The organism is Bullifex porci (genome assembly GCF_009695635.1).
Classification (GTDB): domain Bacteria; phylum Spirochaetota; class Spirochaetia; order Sphaerochaetales; family Sphaerochaetaceae; genus Bullifex; species Bullifex porci.
Window position 1 is genome coordinate 20,486 of record NZ_VUNN01000006.1, and the last position, 19,906, is coordinate 40,391.

At 37.3% G+C, this 19,906-nt stretch carries 16 protein-coding genes; 7 read left to right on the forward strand and 9 right to left on the reverse strand.

Annotated elements, in window-relative coordinates; genetic code table 11:
- Positions 1–2 precede the first annotated feature (2 nt).
- Both FYJ80_RS04600 and FYJ80_RS04605 read right to left on the reverse strand, forming a co-directional pair.
- Positions 3–887 carry an aldo/keto reductase gene (locus tag FYJ80_RS04600; protein ID WP_154425026.1) on the reverse strand — a complete coding sequence of 295 codons (885 nt, stop codon included), beginning with the start codon at positions 885–887 and terminating at the stop codon, positions 3–5.
- On the reverse strand, positions 877–1,812 hold the full coding sequence (locus FYJ80_RS04605) for an 8-oxo-dGTP diphosphatase (RefSeq protein ID WP_154425027.1): 936 nt from the start codon (positions 1,810–1,812) through the stop codon (positions 877–879). The genes FYJ80_RS04600 and FYJ80_RS04605 overlap by 11 nt, the downstream gene beginning before the upstream one ends.
- 82 nt (positions 1,813–1,894) lie before the next feature.
- Between FYJ80_RS04605 and deoC the strand changes: the two genes are divergently transcribed.
- Together deoC and FYJ80_RS04615 are read left to right on the forward strand one after the other, a co-directional pair.
- Positions 1,895–2,581, forward strand: a complete 687-nt coding sequence (deoC, locus tag FYJ80_RS04610; RefSeq protein WP_206360965.1) for a deoxyribose-phosphate aldolase — start codon at positions 1,895–1,897, stop codon at positions 2,579–2,581.
- Entirely contained in the window at positions 2,568–3,710 is a 1,143-nt protein-coding gene (locus FYJ80_RS04615; RefSeq protein ID WP_154425028.1) for a thymidine kinase, read from the forward strand. The genes deoC and FYJ80_RS04615 overlap by 14 nt, the downstream gene beginning before the upstream one ends.
- Positions 3,711–3,767: 57 nt before the next feature.
- Here FYJ80_RS04615 and FYJ80_RS04620 read toward each other — a convergent pair whose 3' ends face one another.
- On the reverse strand, positions 3,768–4,646 hold the full coding sequence (locus FYJ80_RS04620; protein ID WP_154425029.1) for a sugar phosphate isomerase/epimerase family protein: 879 nt from the start codon (positions 4,644–4,646) through the stop codon (positions 3,768–3,770).
- Positions 4,647–4,704: 58 nt separating this feature from the next.
- Between FYJ80_RS04620 and FYJ80_RS04625 the strand changes: the two genes are divergently transcribed.
- Complete coding sequence (locus FYJ80_RS04625) at positions 4,705–6,021, forward strand: glycoside hydrolase family 28 protein (RefSeq protein ID WP_154425030.1); 1,317 nt, start codon at positions 4,705–4,707, stop codon at positions 6,019–6,021.
- Between the two features lie 123 nt (positions 6,022–6,144).
- On the forward strand, positions 6,145–7,113 hold the full coding sequence (locus tag FYJ80_RS04630) for a calcium/sodium antiporter (protein WP_154425031.1): 969 nt from the start codon (positions 6,145–6,147) through the stop codon (positions 7,111–7,113).
- A gap of 115 nt (positions 7,114–7,228) precedes the next feature.
- On the opposite strand, the gene FYJ80_RS04635 is transcribed toward FYJ80_RS04630, so the two are convergent.
- Together FYJ80_RS04635 and FYJ80_RS04640 are read right to left on the reverse strand one after the other, a co-directional pair.
- Positions 7,229–8,101: a hypothetical protein gene (locus FYJ80_RS04635; RefSeq protein ID WP_154425032.1), complete on the reverse strand. Its 873-nt coding sequence runs from the start codon at positions 8,099–8,101 to the stop codon at positions 7,229–7,231.
- 211 nt (positions 8,102–8,312) lie between these two features.
- Positions 8,313–9,275, reverse strand: a complete 963-nt coding sequence (locus tag FYJ80_RS04640) for a bifunctional 4-hydroxy-2-oxoglutarate aldolase/2-dehydro-3-deoxy-phosphogluconate aldolase (RefSeq protein ID WP_154425033.1) — start codon at positions 9,273–9,275, stop codon at positions 8,313–8,315.
- A 137-nt stretch (positions 9,276–9,412) separates the two neighbouring features.
- On the opposite strand from FYJ80_RS04640, the gene FYJ80_RS04645 reads away from it, so the two are divergent.
- Positions 9,413–10,447 carry a sugar kinase gene (locus FYJ80_RS04645; RefSeq protein ID WP_154425034.1) on the forward strand — a complete coding sequence of 345 codons (1,035 nt, stop codon included), beginning with the start codon at positions 9,413–9,415 and terminating at the stop codon, positions 10,445–10,447.
- A gap of 68 nt (positions 10,448–10,515) precedes the next feature.
- Entirely contained in the window at positions 10,516–11,175 is a 660-nt protein-coding gene (locus FYJ80_RS04650) for a rhamnogalacturonan acetylesterase (protein WP_154425035.1), read from the forward strand.
- A 40-nt stretch (positions 11,176–11,215) separates the two neighbouring features.
- On the opposite strand, the gene FYJ80_RS04655 is transcribed toward FYJ80_RS04650, so the two are convergent.
- Genes FYJ80_RS04655 through FYJ80_RS04670 form a run of 4 tightly spaced genes read right to left on the reverse strand, consistent with a single transcriptional unit; the run spans position 11,216 to position 16,387 of the window.
- On the reverse strand, positions 11,216–11,995 hold the full coding sequence (locus FYJ80_RS04655) for an IclR family transcriptional regulator (protein WP_154425036.1): 780 nt from the start codon (positions 11,993–11,995) through the stop codon (positions 11,216–11,218).
- Positions 11,996–11,997: 2 nt separating this feature from the next.
- Positions 11,998–13,401, reverse strand: coding sequence for a glucuronate isomerase (uxaC, locus tag FYJ80_RS04660; RefSeq protein WP_154425037.1), 1,404 nt, complete (start codon positions 13,399–13,401; stop codon positions 11,998–12,000).
- Complete coding sequence (locus tag FYJ80_RS04665) at positions 13,398–14,909, reverse strand: UxaA family hydrolase (protein WP_154425038.1); 1,512 nt, start codon at positions 14,907–14,909, stop codon at positions 13,398–13,400. Before FYJ80_RS04665 ends, uxaC begins: the two co-directional genes overlap by 4 nt.
- Positions 14,909–16,387, reverse strand: coding sequence for a tagaturonate reductase (locus tag FYJ80_RS04670; protein WP_154425039.1), 1,479 nt, complete (start codon positions 16,385–16,387; stop codon positions 14,909–14,911). Before FYJ80_RS04670 ends, FYJ80_RS04665 begins: the two co-directional genes overlap by 1 nt.
- Before the next feature lie 216 nt (positions 16,388–16,603).
- Here FYJ80_RS04670 and FYJ80_RS04675 point away from each other — a divergent pair, with 216 nt between their 5' ends.
- Positions 16,604–19,801, forward strand: a complete 3,198-nt coding sequence (locus FYJ80_RS04675; RefSeq protein ID WP_154425040.1) for a helix-turn-helix domain-containing protein — start codon at positions 16,604–16,606, stop codon at positions 19,799–19,801.
- Positions 19,802–19,906 lie beyond the last annotated feature (105 nt).

The following is a 19,906-nucleotide window of genomic DNA, read 5'->3' on the forward strand; positions in this document are numbered from 1 at the left end:
TTTTACCACCTATGTTCATATATATTATCTGTTGAGTTTAAGGCACAAAGCTTATCAGCTAATTCTCTAAGCTGCTTTATTTCATCATCAAGCAAAGAAAGCTTTGATGAAAATATCTCTAATTGATTAAGCTTGCTTACTCCTATAAAGATTTTATCAAAGCAAGCAGAACGTGAAAATGCTAAAGCTACCTCTTGCATCGATACATCATGATTTTTTGCAATTTGTGATACCTTATCTAGCAGTTGATTATAAACTAGAGGATATCTAAAAACCCAAAGCTGCTTTCTATTATCATTTAAGTCCTCAGGCCTTCGATATTTCCCACTTAAAAGCCCTTCCCCTAGAGGAGCATAGCAATAAAGCTTTATCCCTAGAAGCTTAGCTTCATCGATTTCCTTAGTCCATATAAGCGAATATGCACGTTCTAATACATTAATTTCAAAATCTCTACTTATTTTTGCTAGCAGGGTAAAAGGGAAGTTGCTAACTCCGATATTAATGCATTTTTTCTCTTCCTTTAGAGCTTCAAGAGTCTTTAGAGTAGAAAATAGTAGTGCTTCATCTTGAGTTGGCCAATGGATTAAAAGAGTATCGAGAAAGTCAACGTTCAAGCGTTTTAAACAAACCTCAGCCTTCTTTTTAAAGGTTGGAAGAGGCATTATCTTAGTTGTGATATCATAATCCTCTCTTTGGATATGCTGTTCCTTAATTACGGAACTTAGAAGCTCATCTGCATTTTGATACGTATAGGCAGAGTCAAAGCTTCTAAGTCCATCTCTGATGGCTTTTCGAATTATATCCTTATATGCTTTCGGGTCTGTATTATTAAAATATGATAGCTTCCCGCCAGCTTGAACAAGCCCTAATCCTAAATCACTCTTCACTTAGCCAAATCACCTTATGGTCAACAAGCTTTCTATCATCTAGTAAGAAATATGCTTCAAATTTCTTGCCTTCAAGCATTCCTGGTAGCCAAAGTACATCGTCCTCCCACATGTTTTCATATGGGATTTTATCTTTATCAATCCAAAATGGACGAGCTTCCTCACATTCCTTTAACTCGCCCTCTGCACCATATGATGTAAAGACATATCCAAGCTCTCTAATATCCTTATGCTTAAATTGAAAATAAATTGTACCCATAAGCTTTGGTTCTTTGATATCAAGCCCTGTTTCCTCTTTAGTTTCACGTATAGCAGCCTCACTAGCTGTTTCCTCAAGCTCAATGTGACCACCTGGAGCATTATAATATCCCTCTCCAAGACCTCTCTTTTTTTCAATAAAGAGGATTTTATTATTTTCTTGGGTAAATGTAATTACACATCTATCTGTAGGCTCCCAAAGATCCCAGTTGATATCATCGATCTTCTCAGCTTCCATAAAGCTTGTTTGTAATAGCTCAGGATTTTCTCTATTTGCCTTTTCTCTTTCCTTTCTCTCTCTTTCAGCCTTTTCTTCAGGGTGCTCTAGCTCATGACAATCCTGACAGAGACAATCATCATGTCCAATTATATATTCATAGGACAATCTCTTTTTACATTTTTTACAGTGAAGTCTAAAAGGCCATATCTTATTTCTAAATATAATTCCAATAATTATTGAGATTACAATAGGAACAATTATAAACCACCCTGAAAGCTCCTTTACATCGATAATTATTACACCTAAATATGTTAATAATGATAAAAGAGCAATGTATATTATTGCCTTACTTTTATAATAAGTACCTTTAATTCTTCGTTGAGACATGTTTATTAACAAAATAATAAATAGAATCCAAATATATACGTCATTAAATTTTTCTATCATGGGTTTAAGATATTATGTCTTTTGACGATTTACAACCTTCTTTTTTCTTTATTGCACCGTAAATGAAAATGGGGTAGTCTTAATGACGTATAAGGAAAAGAAAATGAATAATATTGCATTATTTATTGATCATACTATGCTTGCAGCAAATGCAACTATTGATCAAATCAAACAGCTTTGCGAGGAAGCTAAGAAATATCACTTTGCTTCAGTTTGTGTAAACTCTTGTCATGTAAAATATTGTGCTGAACAATTAAAGGATACAGGAGTTAATGTATGTACTGTTGTTGGCTTCCCTCTTGGAGCTATGAGTACAAAGGCAAAAGCATATGAAGCTAGTGTAGCTGTCGATGATGGTGCTAATGAAATTGATATGGTACTAAATGTTGGTGCTATGAAGGATAAAAACTATGACTTTATCCTCTCTGATATCAAAGCTGTAAAAGAGGGTTGTAAGGGAAAACTTTTAAAGGTAATTCTAGAAACCTGTCTTTTAACAGATGATGAAATTGTTAAGGCTTGTGAGCTCTCAGAGAAGGCTGGAGCAGATTATGTAAAGACATCTACTGGTTTCTCAAAGGGTGGTGCTACAGTTGAGGCTGTTAGCTTAATGAGAAAAACAGTTGGTAATCGTCTTGGAGTAAAAGCATCAGGTGGTATTAGAGATAAAGAAACAGCTCTCAAGATGATTGAAGCAGGTGCATCAAGACTTGGTTGCTCAGCTGGTGTAAAGATTATGGAAGGTGAGGTATCTGATGCCGCATATTGAGGCTACTTCCTCAAGTGAGGATTTCTTAAAATCCTTAGGGTTTCCTACTATCGATGTTCATGAAACCTTTACTCACTTTGATTTCACAAAGCCAGGTCGAAGAGTTTTACTTATCGGACCTATGGGTAGCGGAAAAACAGAGTTCGCTGCCCGTGTTTGGCGTGATGCAGCTATTGCCCAAAAAAAAGGTGAGGCCGTAAGAAAGCTAACTAGTACTGGAAGTGTAGACAGAAGAAAGGTTTTCTTTATTCGTAGTGAAATTGATGGAGCTCGTTTCACAGACTACCCAGAGGATGCATTAGCATATCGTTCTGGATATATTAGATGTGGAGATAATATTGCAAGGATTAAGGACTCCTTTGGTCTTGAACAGGTTATAAAGGATAATCCTACAGTTGGAACCTATATTATTGATGAAGCATCCTTCTTTGATGAGCGTCTTGCATATGTTGTAAGAAACTGCTCTTTAGAGAAGGGGTGTATGTTTATATTTCCAACTCTAGTACTCAATTTTAGACGTGATTTATTTAATAACACGGCTAGATTAATGCTAGATATTGCTACTGACGTAATCCCTCTTACAGCATACTGCGAGCATCCAGATTGTATGGATTCTGCATTCTATACCTATAGATATTATTCTATTGGTGGGAAGGAGTGTCCTGCTCTCTTCTTCGATCCTCTAATTATTGTTGGCGGAGATAAAACAAAGGATAGCTCTCTCGAACCAAATTACGCATCACGCTGTGATAAGCACCACTATCTTCCAGGTAAGGAATATACCTTCTTTACTCTTAAGCCTTTAGGAGAGGCTGCTGGTAGAGGTGATAGCGCACCTCTTGTAAAGGAGATTGAAGCCTTAAAATGTAATAAGAAGGCTTCTATCCTATATTCGAACCTACAAAAAAGCTATGGTGATTCTCCAGATGGAGAGAAGTATCTAAATAGCTTATTGCCTGACTATACTGCTGAAAAGGCATTGAGCTTTTTATTCTGTGAACAAAACTTAATTAGTGAACAGTTATTACAGAGAATTGTATTTGATTTGGAGCTTGATATTAATTATTTGACAAAAACGTTATCAGATAATAGAAGGCCAGTCAGTTTCGACCAGCCTTATTTGCTCTAGTTCGGAATAGTCCAAAAAATCAATGTTAATTTTCCCTTGCGTCCTTGGTTTTCTGTTTTAGAATTTATTAAGGGTAGCAAGGGTTTCTTTTAATGTCTTAGGATTGTGATTTTCAAGCAATATTGGGACATTGATGTTTCTCTTTCTGAGTTCTTTGAAAAATAGATCCCATCTAAAGATACCGGTAGTTACAGGAAGATCTCCCTTCTTGTGACCATCTTCAGAAAGGACATAATCTTTACAGTGTAGAGCACATATTCTTAGGGCGAACGCATCTAGACATGTATTAATGTACTTTGCTTGAGCTTCTTCGCTTGGAATTGCTCTATAGGAGCCATCAAGCTCAGGAATTCCTAGTCTAGGAACAAGATTGATAGGGTCAAAGATAAGCTTAAGGTGCTCATCCTGGAACTTATTTAGTACTCTGAGAGTTCTTTCTACTGTGCACATAGTATGTGGGAATGCAACTGGCTCGATAGCACAAATTGCATCGTTTTTGATCGCTTCATTTAACATATAGTCTATCGATGAAAGAAGTGCTTCAAAGACATGTTCCTCATATGTTTCTGGGCTATAAGTAATCTTTGGGGTCCATGAACCAGTCTCAGTACCTACTATCCTACAACCGAATGCTTTATTGAGCTCTAAGCTTCTTTTAAAGCGTGTAAGTTGCTTTTTCCTTTCATCCTCATCAGGATGCACAGGATTGATATAGCAGCCAATAACTGCGACAGAAACATCTTCTTTTGCAAGGTCATCCCTGATGCTAGAGATGTATTCTTCATCCCATTCTGGCCATTTCTTGGCGGTTGGAATGACTTTATTAAGTGCAAGTTGAATCACAGCTGGTGATTTAACTTCCGATACAACCTTTGCCAGTTCGCTGGCAGAATTAAATGAGCCAAAATCGTGAGCTCTGAAACCAATGTTAAACATGGTTTAAGAATATTTCACTTTTGCTGATTTAGTAAATAAAAAAAAGAGAGGAAAGAAAATGAGTGATCTTGCAACAACAACCAAGAATCTACAAGCGATGCTCGATAAAGCTGGTGTAGTAACAATCCCAGCAGGTGAATATTTCATAGGCCCTATTGAAGTAAGATCAAATACTACACTTATTTTAGAGAAGGGTGCAGTTTTAAAGTTCTCTTCAGATCCAGCACTTTATGAGCCAGTTTTCTCAAGATGGGAGGGTGTAAAATGCTACTGCATGCATCCTTGCTTTTTCATCAATAACGCCCATGATGTAGTAATAAAGGGTGAAGGTATAATCGATGGAAATGGAGAGGCTTGGTGGAAAGAGGTTAGAAGAAAAAAGAGTGTCGGACAAAGCGCTCCAGAGTCTGAAATAGAGAAGAAATTCGCTTCTCTTAATCCTGGCTATGAGACACAACCTGGTGGAGGTGGCGGAAGACCATGTCAGTTCCTTCGTCCAGCTCTTTTCCAGATAAAAGATAGCTCAAATGTAACTGTTGAGGGTATTACTGTACAAAATAGCCCATTCTGGACTATCCATCCAGTATTTAGCCAAGACCTAGTTATTAAGAATGTAACAGTAAAAAATCCATATGATTCACCTAATACAGATGGTATTGATATCGAATCCTGCTCAAGAGTAAAGGTTATCGATTGTAATGTCTTTGTAGGAGATGATGGTATTGCATTAAAGAGTGGTTCTGGCCCTGAGGGAATTAAGGATAATGTCCCAACAACAGATATTCTTATTAAAGGATGTCGTGTAGTTAAGGCTCATGGCGGTGCTGTAATTGGCTCTGAAACAGCCGCAGGAATTAATAATGTAGTAGTTGAGGACTGTGTCTTTGATGATACAGATAGAGGAATAAGAATTAAATCAAGAAGAGGACGTGGTGGTGCTCTTCATGACCTAGTATTTAGAAATCTAACAATGAGAAGAAATATTTGTCCTCTAGTTGTTAATATGTTCTATAAGTGTGGCTGTAATGATGACTCTCTATTCTCTCTTGAAAAGCAGGAAGTTACAGCAGAGACACCAAGCTTATACAATGTTGTAGTTGAGGGTTGTATTGCAGAGGATAGTAAGGCATCTGCAGGTATGATCGTAGGTCTTCCAGAGATGCCAGTTAAGAATCTTACAGTGAAGGATTGTAATCTTGCAGTTGCTCTTGATGCAGATGTTGATGTTAATACATCCGGTATGTATCGCGGCCTACCAACACCAGAAAGTCGTGGCTTAAGATTAAGATATATTGAAGCTCTTAAGCTTGAAAACGTTAAGGTTAGTGGCACTGATAAAGAAATCTTGATTGAGGATAGTGTAACATTCGCTTGATCAAAAAATAATTAAGATTATCCTGAGAGCAGTCCAGTCTTGTTTCTCCTTATGGACTACTCTCTTTTCTTTTATTAACCATTTGCTTATTATTAGTTCATATTTTTTTATGGGGAGTAATTAATGATACAAGCTGTCATTTTGTTTTGTATTGGACTTGTACTACTAATTAAGGGTGGTGACTGGTTTGTCGATGGTGCTGTTGGTGTTGCTCATAAATATAGACTTCCTGAGATATTAATTGGCGCAACAATCGTTTCTATCGGAACTACTATTCCTGAGGTAATGGTTTCTTCAATTGCAGCAGCTGCAGGCCAAAGCCAGACTGCTTATGGAAATGCTATCGGTTCATGTATTTGTAATACAGCTCTTATTGCTGCAGTAACAATTGCCGCAAAGAGTGTTCAAGAAATAGATGCAAAAGCATTTAGAACTCCAATAATATTCTTTTTTATTGCAGCTATTTTCTACTCTGCGGTTGCATGTATTACAGGTGAGTTCTCAAGATTAATTGGTATCCTTTTACTTGCTATCTTTGTAATTTACATGGTTATTACAGTTAGACAGGCTTTAAATAATAGAGTTAGTGTAAAGGTAGAGGAGGAAGAGCAGGAGGAAAAGCCAATGTGGAAAAATATTCTTTTCCTAATTGGTGGAGCTGCAATAATTGCAGTTGGTGCTAACCTTTTAGTTAATAATGGACAAATTATTGCTAAGGGACTTGGAGTTCCTGAATCAGTAATTGCACTTACATTTATTGCTCTGGGAACCTCACTTCCTGAATTTGTTACTGCAATTACTTCACTTGTAAAGGGCCACTCATCACTTTCTCTTGGAAATATTATTGGTGCAAACCTATTTAACTTAGTATTTGTAAGTGGTATGGCTATTACAATCAATCCATTTAAAGTCCCTTCAGAGAAATTAATCGCAGGTCAAAATGCTTCTTTAGTAGTTGATATCCCTGTAATGTTTGCAACTATGCTTCTACTTACTGTTCCAACACTAATTTCCAAGAAGCTAAGAAGATATCAAGGTATAGTCCTATTGCTAATCTACTTTACATATGTTCTTTTCCAGTTTTTCTTTTAATAAAAAAATGGTAGCAAAGCTCATTTTGCTACCAAATTTTTATATTTTACTTATTAAAGAAGGCTGCTTCTTTATTAGAGTACTCTGCTAAAGGAACCTTTTAGTTTTTAATCTATTACTTAGCAAAGTAAGATTTCATATCCTTTTCAAACTTTTCAACAGTAATATTAAGTTTATTAGCACCAGTTTCCTTTGTAATTATTCCATCACGAGTAAGCTCATAAAGAGTTTCAGCTTTGCCTTGAGAATAACCTTCCTCTAAAGTATGCTTTTTCATTTGTTCTATAGCTCTACACATATTATTTCCTCCATCATTTGGTATTTTATCATCAACAAGTGCTTCAATTAACTCAAAAGTTACTTCATTAAGATTTTTAAAGTATTCTTCACTATTGAAATACTTTAAAAGCTTTTCCTCATCTGATTTAAATTTAATAGTATTGAGAACATACTTCAAGTCTGTTTGTAAGCTATTTATAACAGAGCTATCTAATGTATGTGGGTCTACTACTATTAACTCAACATTAGTTTGCAAAAAGCCAAAGTACTCTAAATCCTCCTCTGAGATAAACTCTCTTAAGGAATAAGGTCCCTTCCAAATATCATCACTCATATTTAAGACAATGATATAGTTTAGCTTAAGCTTCTCTTCATCCTTTATTGACGATAGCTGCCAATCATACAATAAAAGAGATGCAAGTCCTACTCTTAATACCATATGTTTATCAAAGCTTGATTGGTTTTCAAGACCAAGTAAACAGTATGTGTTTACTTTTTCATCTTGAAAGGCTGCAGCATAAAGCTTATCGATTAAAACCTCTAATGATTTATGCTTCCCTAGTACCTTGTTTACAACTGGGTCTTGAGAGGATAAACAATTAGGATCTGTTTTAATCTTATCACTTAGTCTTGAGATGTTTACAAGCTCAGAAAAGTGTTTTGGATTAGAGAAAAACCTTTTTCCAGCACGATCTTTTGTTTTACTCATATTTACTCCTTTTTTAAAAAAGTCTTTATACTAATAATTCAAAAAAGAGAGTGAAAAAATCGTAATAAAAATGAAGAAAAATCATAAAATCCGGAGATTCTATGATTTATAATTATATAGAGTAAAATAAATTAAAAAATAATAAATAATTTTATAATATAATAAAAAGGTGCCTTTTACAGCACCTTAATACTTAGTAATTCTTTACTAATTATTTGATAAGATGGATAGCAAAGCCGCTAACCTCTTCGTTGAAGTAGCAAACCTTCATCTTACCCTTAGCATCGAGAGAAACAGAATCCTTATTGAGTGTGAAACCATTGTTTTCAAGGTAGTATACAGCTCTTTCAATATCGTTACATCTGAATGCAAGGTGACCCTTAGCACCTCTTCCCTGCTTTGGAAGAACTTCAATTGACTTATTCATAAATACAGATGAGTTACCTCTGTTTGTAGCCATACCAAAGGTTGAGAATGCTTTGATATCTGCTTCGCTTTCTTCTACGCTATCATTGTTGATGCCGAGGTGTGCGAACTCAAAGCCCTGAAGAGCACATGTAGCTTCCTTACAAAGTCTTGTGATTTCTGCCCAGTTATCGTTATCAATTAAATCAGCCTTAACCATCCAGCTACCACCAATAGCAAGAACGTTAGCTGCCTTTGCATATTCACCGAGGTTAGCTGTGCTAATACCACCAGTTGTCATGAACTTAACCTGTGGGAATGGACCAGCAAGGTTCTTGAGCATGTTAACACCACCACTTGCTTCAGCTGGGAAGAACTTGAGAACGTTAAGGCCATAGCTTAAGCCTTTTTCGATATCTGAAGGTGTGCATACACCTGGAACAACTGGAATATTTCTTTCGAGACACCACTCAACTGTTGCAGGATTTAAGCCTGGAGATACAATAAATTTTGCACCAGCATTTACAGCCTTTTCAGCAAGCTCTGGGTTGATAACTGTACCAGCACCGATCATCATTTCAGGGAAAGCTTCACTCATCTTTCTGATTGCTTCCTCTGCTGCAGCTGTTCTAAAGGTTACTTCTGCACATGGGATACCACCGTCGATCATTGCCTTTGCAAGTGGTACTGCTTTTTCTGCGTCATCGATCTTTACTACAGGTACAAGGCCGATGTTATGAAAAAATGAAAATAATTCGTCTTTGTTCATGGTATGACTCCTTTTATAATCTATACTAAGTATAATAACACAGTTTTTTAGAAAATGGAACAATGTTTCAAAAAATTATTGACTGATGTTAATTTATAGCTTACAATAGAATTACAAAAAGAAAATCGGAGGATTTTATGACAAATAAATATGTAACATTTGGTGAAGTCATGCTTCGCCTCAAGAGCCCAGAAAGAACAAGATTATTCCAAACACCTAGCTTAGAAGCAACATTCGGTGGTGGTGAAGCTAACGTATCCGTATCTCTCTCAATCTTTGGTGAGAAAGCTAAGTTTGTTACTGCTGTTCCAGAGAATGCGGTAGGTGAGGCTTGTGTTCGTGAGCTCATGAAGTATGGCGTTGACACTTCAGATATAAAGCAAGTTAAGGGTTCAAGACTTGGTATTTACTACCTTGAGACAGGTGCTAACCAGAGACCTTCACTTGTAGTATATGATAGAGCTGATAGCGCAATTGCTAATGCTAAGCCAGAAGATTTCGATTTTGCTGCTATCCTTGATGGTGCTACATGGTTCCATACAACAGGTATTACACCAGCTATTAGCCAGGGTGCTGCAGATTGTGCTCTTGCTGCAATGAAGGCTGCTAAGGCTGCAGGTGCTACAGTTTCTATCGACCTCAACTACAGAAAGAAGCTTTGGAACTATGGTAAGAAGGCTCCAGAAGTAATGAGAGAGCTCGTTAAGTATGCTGATGTTATTATCGCTAATGAAGAGGATATCCAGAAGTGTCTCGGTATCGAAGCTGACAGTGATGTAACAAGTGGTGAGCTTGATACTAAGGTATATGAGAACCTTGCTGCAGAAGTTAAGAAGCAGTTCCCTAACGTTTCAGTAGTTGCTATTACACTCCGTGAGAGTAAGTCAGCTGATAGAAATGGTTGGTCAGCAGCTCTTTCTGGTAAGACAGGCTTCTACCTCTCAAGACACTATGAAATCACAGATATCATTGACCGTGTTGGTGGTGGTGACTCATTCGCAGCTGGTATCATCTATGGTCTCTCACACTATGAAGATGAGCAGTATGCAATCAACTTTGCAGTTGCTTCTTCATGTCTCAAGCACTCAATCGACGGTGACTTCAACCTTTCAAGACTTTCTGAAGTTGAAGCTCTCTGCAAGGGTGATGGAAGCGGAAGAGTTCAGAGATAATCTGATAAACTTAAATATTGAAAAAGCGGTGCAGATAGCTGTACCGTTTTTTCATTGAGAGGAAAAATATGTCAAAGTTATTTTTACTTGGTGATTCAACATGTGCTATTAAAGAAGAGAGATATAGACCTGAAACAGGGTGGGGAGAGTGCTTCTCTCAATATCTAGCTAATGGCTTTGAGCTATGTAATATGGCACAAAATGGAAGATCTACAGAGATGATTATCCACGAAGGTATCTTCTTTTATTGCTATTATCGATCTCAAGCTGGGGACTGGGTTATTATTCAATTTGGACATAATGAAACTAAGCCTGAGCTACATAGACATACATTTTCTCAGACAACATATAAATTAAATCTAAGGTGGTTTATTAGAAACCTTAGAAAGAAGGGTGTTAATGTAGTATTAATATCTTCAATTGCTAGAAGACGCTTTGAAAATGGTGTTTGTGTTAATACTCATGAGGATTACCCAGAGGCTATGAAGCAGGTAGCGGAAGAAGAGGGTGTAAGCTTTATTGAAATGAGCGAAAGAACTCGTAAATACTTAAATGAGGTTGGAGAGCAGGAGTCAATAAAGTATTTTATGAACTTTGGTCCTGGTATTTATCCAAATTACCCAAATGGAAAAGAGGATAATACTCATCTTCGTCCTGAGGGTGCCGCTTTAATAGCTAATATGATTTATAATGAATGTAAGAAATTAAAGTTAGAGTTTGTAAAATGAAATAAGAGAGCTGCAACTTAATTGTGCAGCTCTTATTTCATTATTCTTCTTCGTATCCTAATACAATAGATAGCTCATCAGCAACGCTCTTTATTTCCTTCGTTGCTTTTTCAAACTCATCCTTATTGAACCTAAATAGAGGCCAAGATACAGATATTGCAGCAACAACACTCTTTGTGTAATCACGAATTGGTGCTGCGATACACATCACATTATCCTCATGTTCTTGGTCGTCGATAGCCCAGCCACGAGTTTTTGTAAGCTTTAATTGATCAATTAGAGCCTCTTTTGTTTTTATAGTTCTAACTGTAAAAGGCTTAAGTACTGTTGCCTTTAAATATGCATCTAACTCAGCTGGACTCTTTTCTGAGAGGAAAATCTTTCCAATAGCAGTGCAATAAAGTGGTATTACCTTACCAACACGGGAATACATTCTAAGAGTGTAGGAGGACTCTTCTTTAAGGACGTATACAGCGCTATTATCCTCAAGAATACCCATGTGTACTGTTTCACCGAGATCATCACATAGCTTCTTAGCAAATGGTCTTGCCTTTGTAATAAGATCATTTCTAGAGAGAGCTCTTGAACCCACAGAAAAGAGTCTTAGTGAGAGAGAATATCTATCAGCATCATCTCTGAAGACATATCCGAGTTGTTGCAATGTTGATAGGAACCTAAGGAGAGTTGCTTTTGGAAGATCTGTTTCTTTCGCAAGCGATTCAAGATTTAGCTCTCCTTTCTTAGAGAGGACTTCTAATATCTTTATTGTGCGACTAACGCCGCTCATCATATTTTTCTCGTCAAGTTCCTTAACTGCCATTATTAACCCTCGAAGTAGTGCTGAGCATTATTGAAGCAGATATTTTCTACTACTCTTGAGAGCATATCCATATCTGATGGGATTTCTCCTTCTTCAGCCCATGTTCCTAAGATGTTACAGAGTATTCTTCTGAAATATTCATGTCTAGAATATGAGAGGAATGAGCGTGAGTCTGTAAGCATACCGATAAAGCGTGGAAGCATTCCAAGATTACCAAGAACCTTCATCTGCTCTTCCATACCATCCTTGTGATCACAGAACCACCATGCAGAACCAAGCTGAATCTTTCCTGGAATTCCGCCACCCTGGTAACAGCCCATGAGTGTACCAAGAGAGTAGTAATCCTTTGGATTTAAGCTATAGAAGATAGTCTTTGGAACTTCATCTGTCTCTGAGAGCTTTGACATGAATGCTGAAACACTCTCTGCAAGCTCCTTATCATGAGATGCATCGTATCCTGTATCTACACCAAGCTTCTTAAACATTTTTATGTTATTATCTCTGATTGATGCAAAGTGTAGCTGCATTGCAACATTCTTCTTGTTGTAAGCCTTAGCAAGAGCTGTAAGTACAAGAGTCATGTAAGCATCAACTTCAACATCTGTAAGTACTTCACCTGCCATCTTCTTAACAAATACAGCATTAACTGCATCTTCACTCCAGAAGGTGTGTGGGCACTGAACGAGAGCATGGTCACTAGCCTTACAACCCATCTCACAGAAGAAATCAAGTCTCTTAAGGAGTGCTGTAATAACATCTGATACACTCTCAATCTTCATATCTGCAGCAACTGCAAGCTTAGCAATGTAATCTGCGAAATCTGCCTTTTCAATGTGTAAAGCCTTATCAGGACGATAAGAAGGGATAACCTTTGCAGGACAATCTGTTTCGTCTCTAATGATCTTATGCTGAGCAAGGTCATCAGCTGGATCATCTGTTGTACCAACTGCATATACATTGAACTTCTTCATGATACCAAATACAGATAAGTCTGGATCGTTTGCAAATTTATCATTTGCTTCATCATAGATTTTCTTTGCATTCTTCTTATTTAAAACATCATAGATACCGAAATATCTCTGAAGCTCAAGGTGAGTCCAGTGATAGAGTGGGTTACCAATGAGGTTTTCCATAGTATCTGCCCATGCAACAAACTTATCATATGGATCAGCATTACCAGTTATGAGCTCCTCTGGAATACCATTAGTTCTCATCTGTCTCCACTTATAGTGGTCTCCACCAAGCCAAGCATCTGTTATTGTTGTGAAGCGCTTGTTCTCAGCGATCTGAGAAGGAATGAGGTGACAATGGTAGTCAAAGATTGGCATCTTTGATGCATATCCGTGGAACAGCTCCTGAGCTGTCTTGTTTTGTAAGATGAAATTTTCATCCATAAACTTTTTCATAGAATTACTCCGTCTTTAAATACTGAGATTTCGCTATAGCCATTAATCTCATTCTTTGTGAGAACTTCACCTGAAGCTACTTTAACAAGGAACTGGATAAAGTCTGCAGATACATCTGCTACATCCTCTGTAAGTACTCTACCTGCATTGAAGTCAATCCAATTTGCCTTTCTCTTTGCAAGATCAGGATTAGTAGCAACCTTTACTGTAGGAACTGGAGCGCCAAGTGGTGTTCCACGTCCTGTTGTGAACAAAATCATGTGAGCACCAGCTGCACTCTGTGCAGTAGTAGAGACGATATCATTTCCTGGACCTGAGAGTAGGTTAAGACCAGTAGAGGTTACTCTATCTGCATATTTTACAACTGCAGAAACTGGAGCTCTACCACCCTTTTGTACACATCCAAGGCTCTTATCCTCAAGAGTTGAAATACCACCAGCCTTGTTACCTGGAGATGGGTTTTCATATACTACTTGGTTATGAGATGTAAAGTAGTTTTTAAAGTTATTGATTAAATCTACAATTTGCTCAAATACCTCTTTTGATACTGCACGGTTCATGAGCATTTGCTCTGCACCGAACATCTCAGGAACCTCTGTAAGGATTGCTGTACCGCCCATAGATGTGAGTTCATCACAGAATCTACCAACGAGTGGGTTTGCTGTGATACCAGAGAAACCATCTGAGCCACCGCATTTAAAGCCAACTCTTAAGCGAGACATTGGTACTGCGACTCTCTTATCTTCCTCCATTGCTTTTGCAATTTGAGTTAAGAGCTTCTTTCCATCCTCTAATTCATTTTCACTCTCTTGGCAAACAAGGAACTTTATTCTTTCCTCATCTACTGGTCCTAAGAGCTCTTTAAAGGATGTGATTGTGTTGTTTTCACAACCAAGTGAGAGAACAAGTACACCGCCTGCATTTGGATGCTTGACTAAATCAGCAAGAATCTTTCTTGTGTTATCATGGTCATCACCCATCTGAGAGCAGCCATATGGATGTGTCCAAACATGTACTCCGTCTGCAATCTTTAGGTTTTCATTTGCCCAAGCTTCAAGCTTTTGACCAATTCTATTAACACAGCCTACTGTTGGTACAATCCAAAGCGCATTTCTGATACCGATATCACCATTCTTTCTCTCATAAGCCATGATTGTTGGAACCTTGCCGTTCCATTTCTTAGCTCTCTCTTCAGCCTCTTTTATAAAGGTCTTTGCCTTTTCCTCATCATATGAGTATGAAGCTGATTCAGAGAGAAGAGTGTGAATATTAAATGCATGAACATGGCTACCAGCCTTGATATCCTCTTTTGCGGCACCAATTGGATAACCATATTTAATAATCTTTTCATCCTTGGCAATGTCCTTAAGGGCCATTTTGTGGCCCGCAGGAACATCTGTAAGGAGAGTATAAGTTGTATCATTTACAGTAACGACATCTCCCTTAAAGAGAGGTGTAATAGCTACTGCAACGTTGTCTAATTCGTTAATTTTAAGGATAGATTCCATCAAAGACTCCTTATTGCTGCCTCCATACCGTCATTGAAAATCTTTGTAAGATTCTCGACGATAGCTTCTTCAAGACCTGGTACCTTAGTTAGATCCTGACCCCACCAAGCTTCCTGTGAAAGAACACCGTTAGCAACTGCAACACTCTTACAATGGTTACACTTGTAGTCACCACTATAGAGCTCGGCAAACTTAGCAAGATACTCTGGGTTATCGTTGATAAGGTATGTTTCACCATTTCTATTACCCTTGAGAGCTGCACCCTCAAACTCTGTTCCCTGATAGAAGCTAATTAAAGCTGCAAGAGAGAATACGAGGTATTTTGGAAGCTTACCAAACTTATTGTAGTAGCCAAGTAGAGAAGGAAGATCTCTTGTCTTGAACTTTGATACGCTATTTAGTGAGATAGACATTAAGAGGTGGATGATATATGGGTTAGCAAATCTCTCAAGTACGTCAGCTGCATATTGCTCGAGCTGAGCCTTATCGCCATCCATTGAAGGAATAATTTCTTCAAATAGACCGTTCTTCATGAATGGGAAGATTAAGTCGCTCTTAATACACTCTTCAACTGTATTTAAACCAGCCTGATAAGCTGCGAGAGTCATGAGTGTATGAGTACCATTGAGGATTCTTACCTTTCTTGTTCTATAGAAGGACATATCATCTGTCCAAATTACATTTACACCAGCCTTTGCTGTTGGGAGCTCTTCATCATAGTATTTCTTATGACATTCGATAACCCAAAGAAGGAAGATTTCTGCTGCATCGATGATGTTATCCTGGTAGCCAAGACGATTCCAAAGCTCTTCAGCCTCTGCTCTTGGATAGCCTGGAACAATTCTATCTACTAAGCTATTGCAGAAGTCACATGCTTCTTCAACCCAAGAAATAAATCCTTCCTCAAGATTCCATTCCTTTGCATACTGTAATACGATTCTCTTAAGGTTATCACCATTTTTCTCGATAAGCTCACAAGGAATAGCAATGATACCCTTGCTCTGATCACCCTTGAATGCACAATATCTCTTATAAAGGAATGCACAAACCTTACCAGGGAAGCTTGACTGTGGCTTGTCATCGAGCTTATCGCCTTCATGATAAGCAATACCAGCCTCTGTTGTATTTGAAATGATAAATCTAAGATCTGGATTTTCTGCCTGAGCAATAAATTTCTCATATTCTGAGTATGGATTAATACAACCTGCAACAGATGTAATCTGTCTGAATTCCTCTACAGGCTTACCGTTTTGTACGCCTCTGAGAACTGTTGTATAGAGACCATTCTGGTCGTTGATCATACCAGCTAAGCCTCTATCTAGTGGCTGTACTAGCATTACATTACCGTTGAAATCACCCTTTTCATTAAGTTGATCAATAATCCAATCAACAAATGCGCGAAGGAAGTTACCTTCACCAAACTGAAGTACCTTAATAGGTCTTTCAACTGTCTTTACTACGTCTTTAATATTCTTCATGTGTTCCTCCTACGAAACGCTTTTAACTAATTAATTGTAAGTTCATTTTGACATAACATAAAGGATAAAATGAAACATAATTCCACTTTACCTTCGATGTAATTAGCTGTCAAGAAAAACTAAAGATCCTATATGTCTTTATTGTACAATAAAGGATGTTGTAAAAAAACGATATTTTTTGTTGTAGTGCGGTAAAAACAGGGCTATTCTGAATATATGAACAAAAGGATAGGACTAGTATTGGCATCAATTCATGAGGGAGCGTCCATCCGCCTTTGGAGAAGTGTTCTCTCATCTGTAGATTTACTTAGTGATTCAGTTGTTGTATTCCCAGGAGGAAGACTCAACTATAAGGAGCAGGATGAGTATTTAAGAAATAATATCTACTCCTTAGAAACTAAGGAAAATTTTGACGGTATCATCAACTGGAGTAGCTCTCTTACTGGAGAGCTTACAGCTGAAGAGGTATGTTCAATTATCAGAAGTACAGAGGTTCCTGTTATCTCAATTGGACTTCCTGTAGAAGGATCTCCTTCTGTTACCTTTGACGCTTATGAAGGTATGTATAATGAGGTTGAGCACTTTATTACAAAGCATAAGCTGAGAAGGATTGCTTTTTTAAGAGGTCCAAATAGCCATGCAAGTGCTGAATCAAGATATTGTGCTTATGAGGATTGTTTAAAGAAATATAACATTCCTATAAATAATGATTTAATATCATCACCACATCACTGGGCACAGGGTAGAGAGGCTTTAAGAGAAATAATAAATGAAAGAGGGCTTGTTCCTGGAATAGATTTTGATGCTCTAATTTGTGCTTCAGATTTAATGCTTAGTGGGGCGCTACGCTATCTTGAGGAGATAAATGTAGAGGTCCCTGGAACATTAAAGGTTGCTGGCTTTAACGATAGTGATAACAATAAAATAATGAAGGTTGCTCCAACAACTGTTAGAATGCCTGTCGTTGGTATGAGCCATGTAGCTGTTGAGATTTTAAATCAAATTTTCAATGACCCTGCTACAATGGTGGAGGATGTAATCCTACCAGCTGAGCTAGTTATAAGGCACTCATGTGGCTGTGACCATAGCTTTGGAGCTACTGAGCCTGCAGGAAAGGAGCTTGAGAATAAGGAAAACTTTATTAGCTGGATTAGAAGCTTAACTCAAGATCAAATAAGCTATTCAGAGGTAAAGGCTTTTATTGATTATGCCTTTGAAGCTAGCAAGCTTAATCGCGAATCTGATTTCGTAAAATTTAGAGATAGATTTTTATTCTTTGTAAGAAGATTCCTAGAAAGTGGAGGGGAGCTTTACGATTTATTAGATGTTTATAAGTGCTTCTTTGATACCTTTAACTTCCCTAAGGATTTCTCTCTATTCTTCTCCTCTGAATTAATGCCTTCAATGATTGAAACCTATTCACGCTACCAGGCAGAGGTTTCATATAAGCAGAGTGTGATGAGTAATAAAGTAAATGCTCTCAAAAATAAGCTTCTATCAATTAGATCAAATGTTGACCTAGGAAATACCTTAAGAAGTGATTTGCCAAAACTAGGTATTAAGCAGTGTTACTTAGTTTTCGCTAATTATGGAGAGGGGATCTCACATCTAGAGACTGGCTTTGATAGGCAATTAAATCCTATTAGTCCACAAAATTTCCCAGCTCATCTTCTCTTGCCTGAAGTACTTTCAGCAAATATTTCAAAAGGAGCGTATGTTTTACTTCCTTTAACATATGATAAGGAGTATTTAGGCTATTTACTCGTTGATGTTACTGAGCAAAGAGATGAACAATTCTTAGAGGATTTAAGAGCAACAATCTCCTCAACCTTAAAAGGCATTAGCTTATTAGAGGCTGCAAATAGAGCTAAGGATGTTGCTGAGAAGGCTGAAAGAGCCTCCTCTGATTTCTTTGATAGTATTTCAGATGGGCTTAAGGAGCCTCTTCAGCAGATGAAGCAAATCTTGAGTACCTCTGATATTCAAAATAAAAAGGATTTATTAAATCATCTACTTAAGGCTGAGCATCTATTAGACCTGTGTTATACAGAAAAGGGACAAATAGAGCTAAAGAAAAAGCTTATTTCTCCAACTCCATTCTTTAAAGATATTGCTTTAAAGCTTGGAATTAATGCTTTAATTCCTGATTCTCTTCCTGCAATATATGCGGACCCTGAAAAGGTAACTCAAGTATCTGAGATTTTATATCAGCTTGCATCTGAGGATAATGATGTGATTGATATCGAGGTATCAATAAAGCCTTCAGGCTTATCTGTATTATTATCCTCAGATAGCTGGAATCCTATGCAGGAAAAGGATGACGCAGCTCTTTCCTTAGCAGAGAAAATAGTTGTGCTTCATAGTGGTACATTCCATTTTAAAGAGCATGGAATTGCTATTTGCTATCCATGGCCTTCTCTTTCTAGTGAAATTACTCAAAATATAGGTATTGGATATACCTTATATATTAAGAAAAACGAATCTAGTACTATTCCTGATGTTGTAAGAACTCTACCTCAGGTTCTTTATGTTACAGAGAATGATTTAGCAGATGAGTTTGAAATTCCAGATAATGTAACACGTATTGCTTGGGATTATGGTGATAAGAGAGAACGAGAAAGTGTAGTATTAAATCTCCTAAAGAACCATCAGAGAAGTAAGAGCATGCCATTCTTATGCTTCAATGTAGAGTCCTCTTCCTTGGATTTATGGTCAACATTGAAGGCTGGAACTCATGATAGTATAGAAGGTGTAATTTTAGTTCTTGGAACTCCAATAGATGGTTTATCAAAGCTTAAAGCATTTGGTAGCTTCCTACTCGTTAAGAGTGAAGAGGAGCTATTGAACTACTCAAAGACACCAGCGATGATAATCCTAAATTCCTCTTCCTATGATATTGTTTTACAAATTAGAAAGGAAAAACGTTTTTCTAAGGTACCAGTATTGATGGTTAAGGATCATTTTAATGAAAATGAGATTGAGAAGATTGCTCAATTACCTAACCTTATTATTAGTAATTCATCACTCTGCGACTCAGATGAGTTTATCTCAAGGCTAATTGGTATCTTTGGTGGAAATGGAATATTACCGCCATTAACAGGTGCTTTAGTAAAGAAAGCAATTGGCTATATTAACAAAAAGGCTACCTACCAAATTTCAAGATGGCAGCTTGCTGAGTATGTAAATATTAGTGAGGATTATTTAACAAGAATATTTAAGAAGGATATGGGGCTTTCTCCTTGGGATTATTTAAACAGATATAGGGTACAGCTTGCGACTGAAATGCTAACTCAAACTGGCTCAACTATAAACGAAGTAGCCTCTGCAACTGGGTTCCAAGACCAAGCTTACTTCTGTAGAGTCTTCAAAAAAATAAAAGGAGTATCACCTGGACAGGTAAGAAATCGTAACTAGATAATAGTAAAAAAACGATATTTTATCGGAATTGTGCAATAATATGTTTGTAAAATTTGAAAAAACCATATGATACTAACTTTACGGGGTTGAAATCGTATTTCT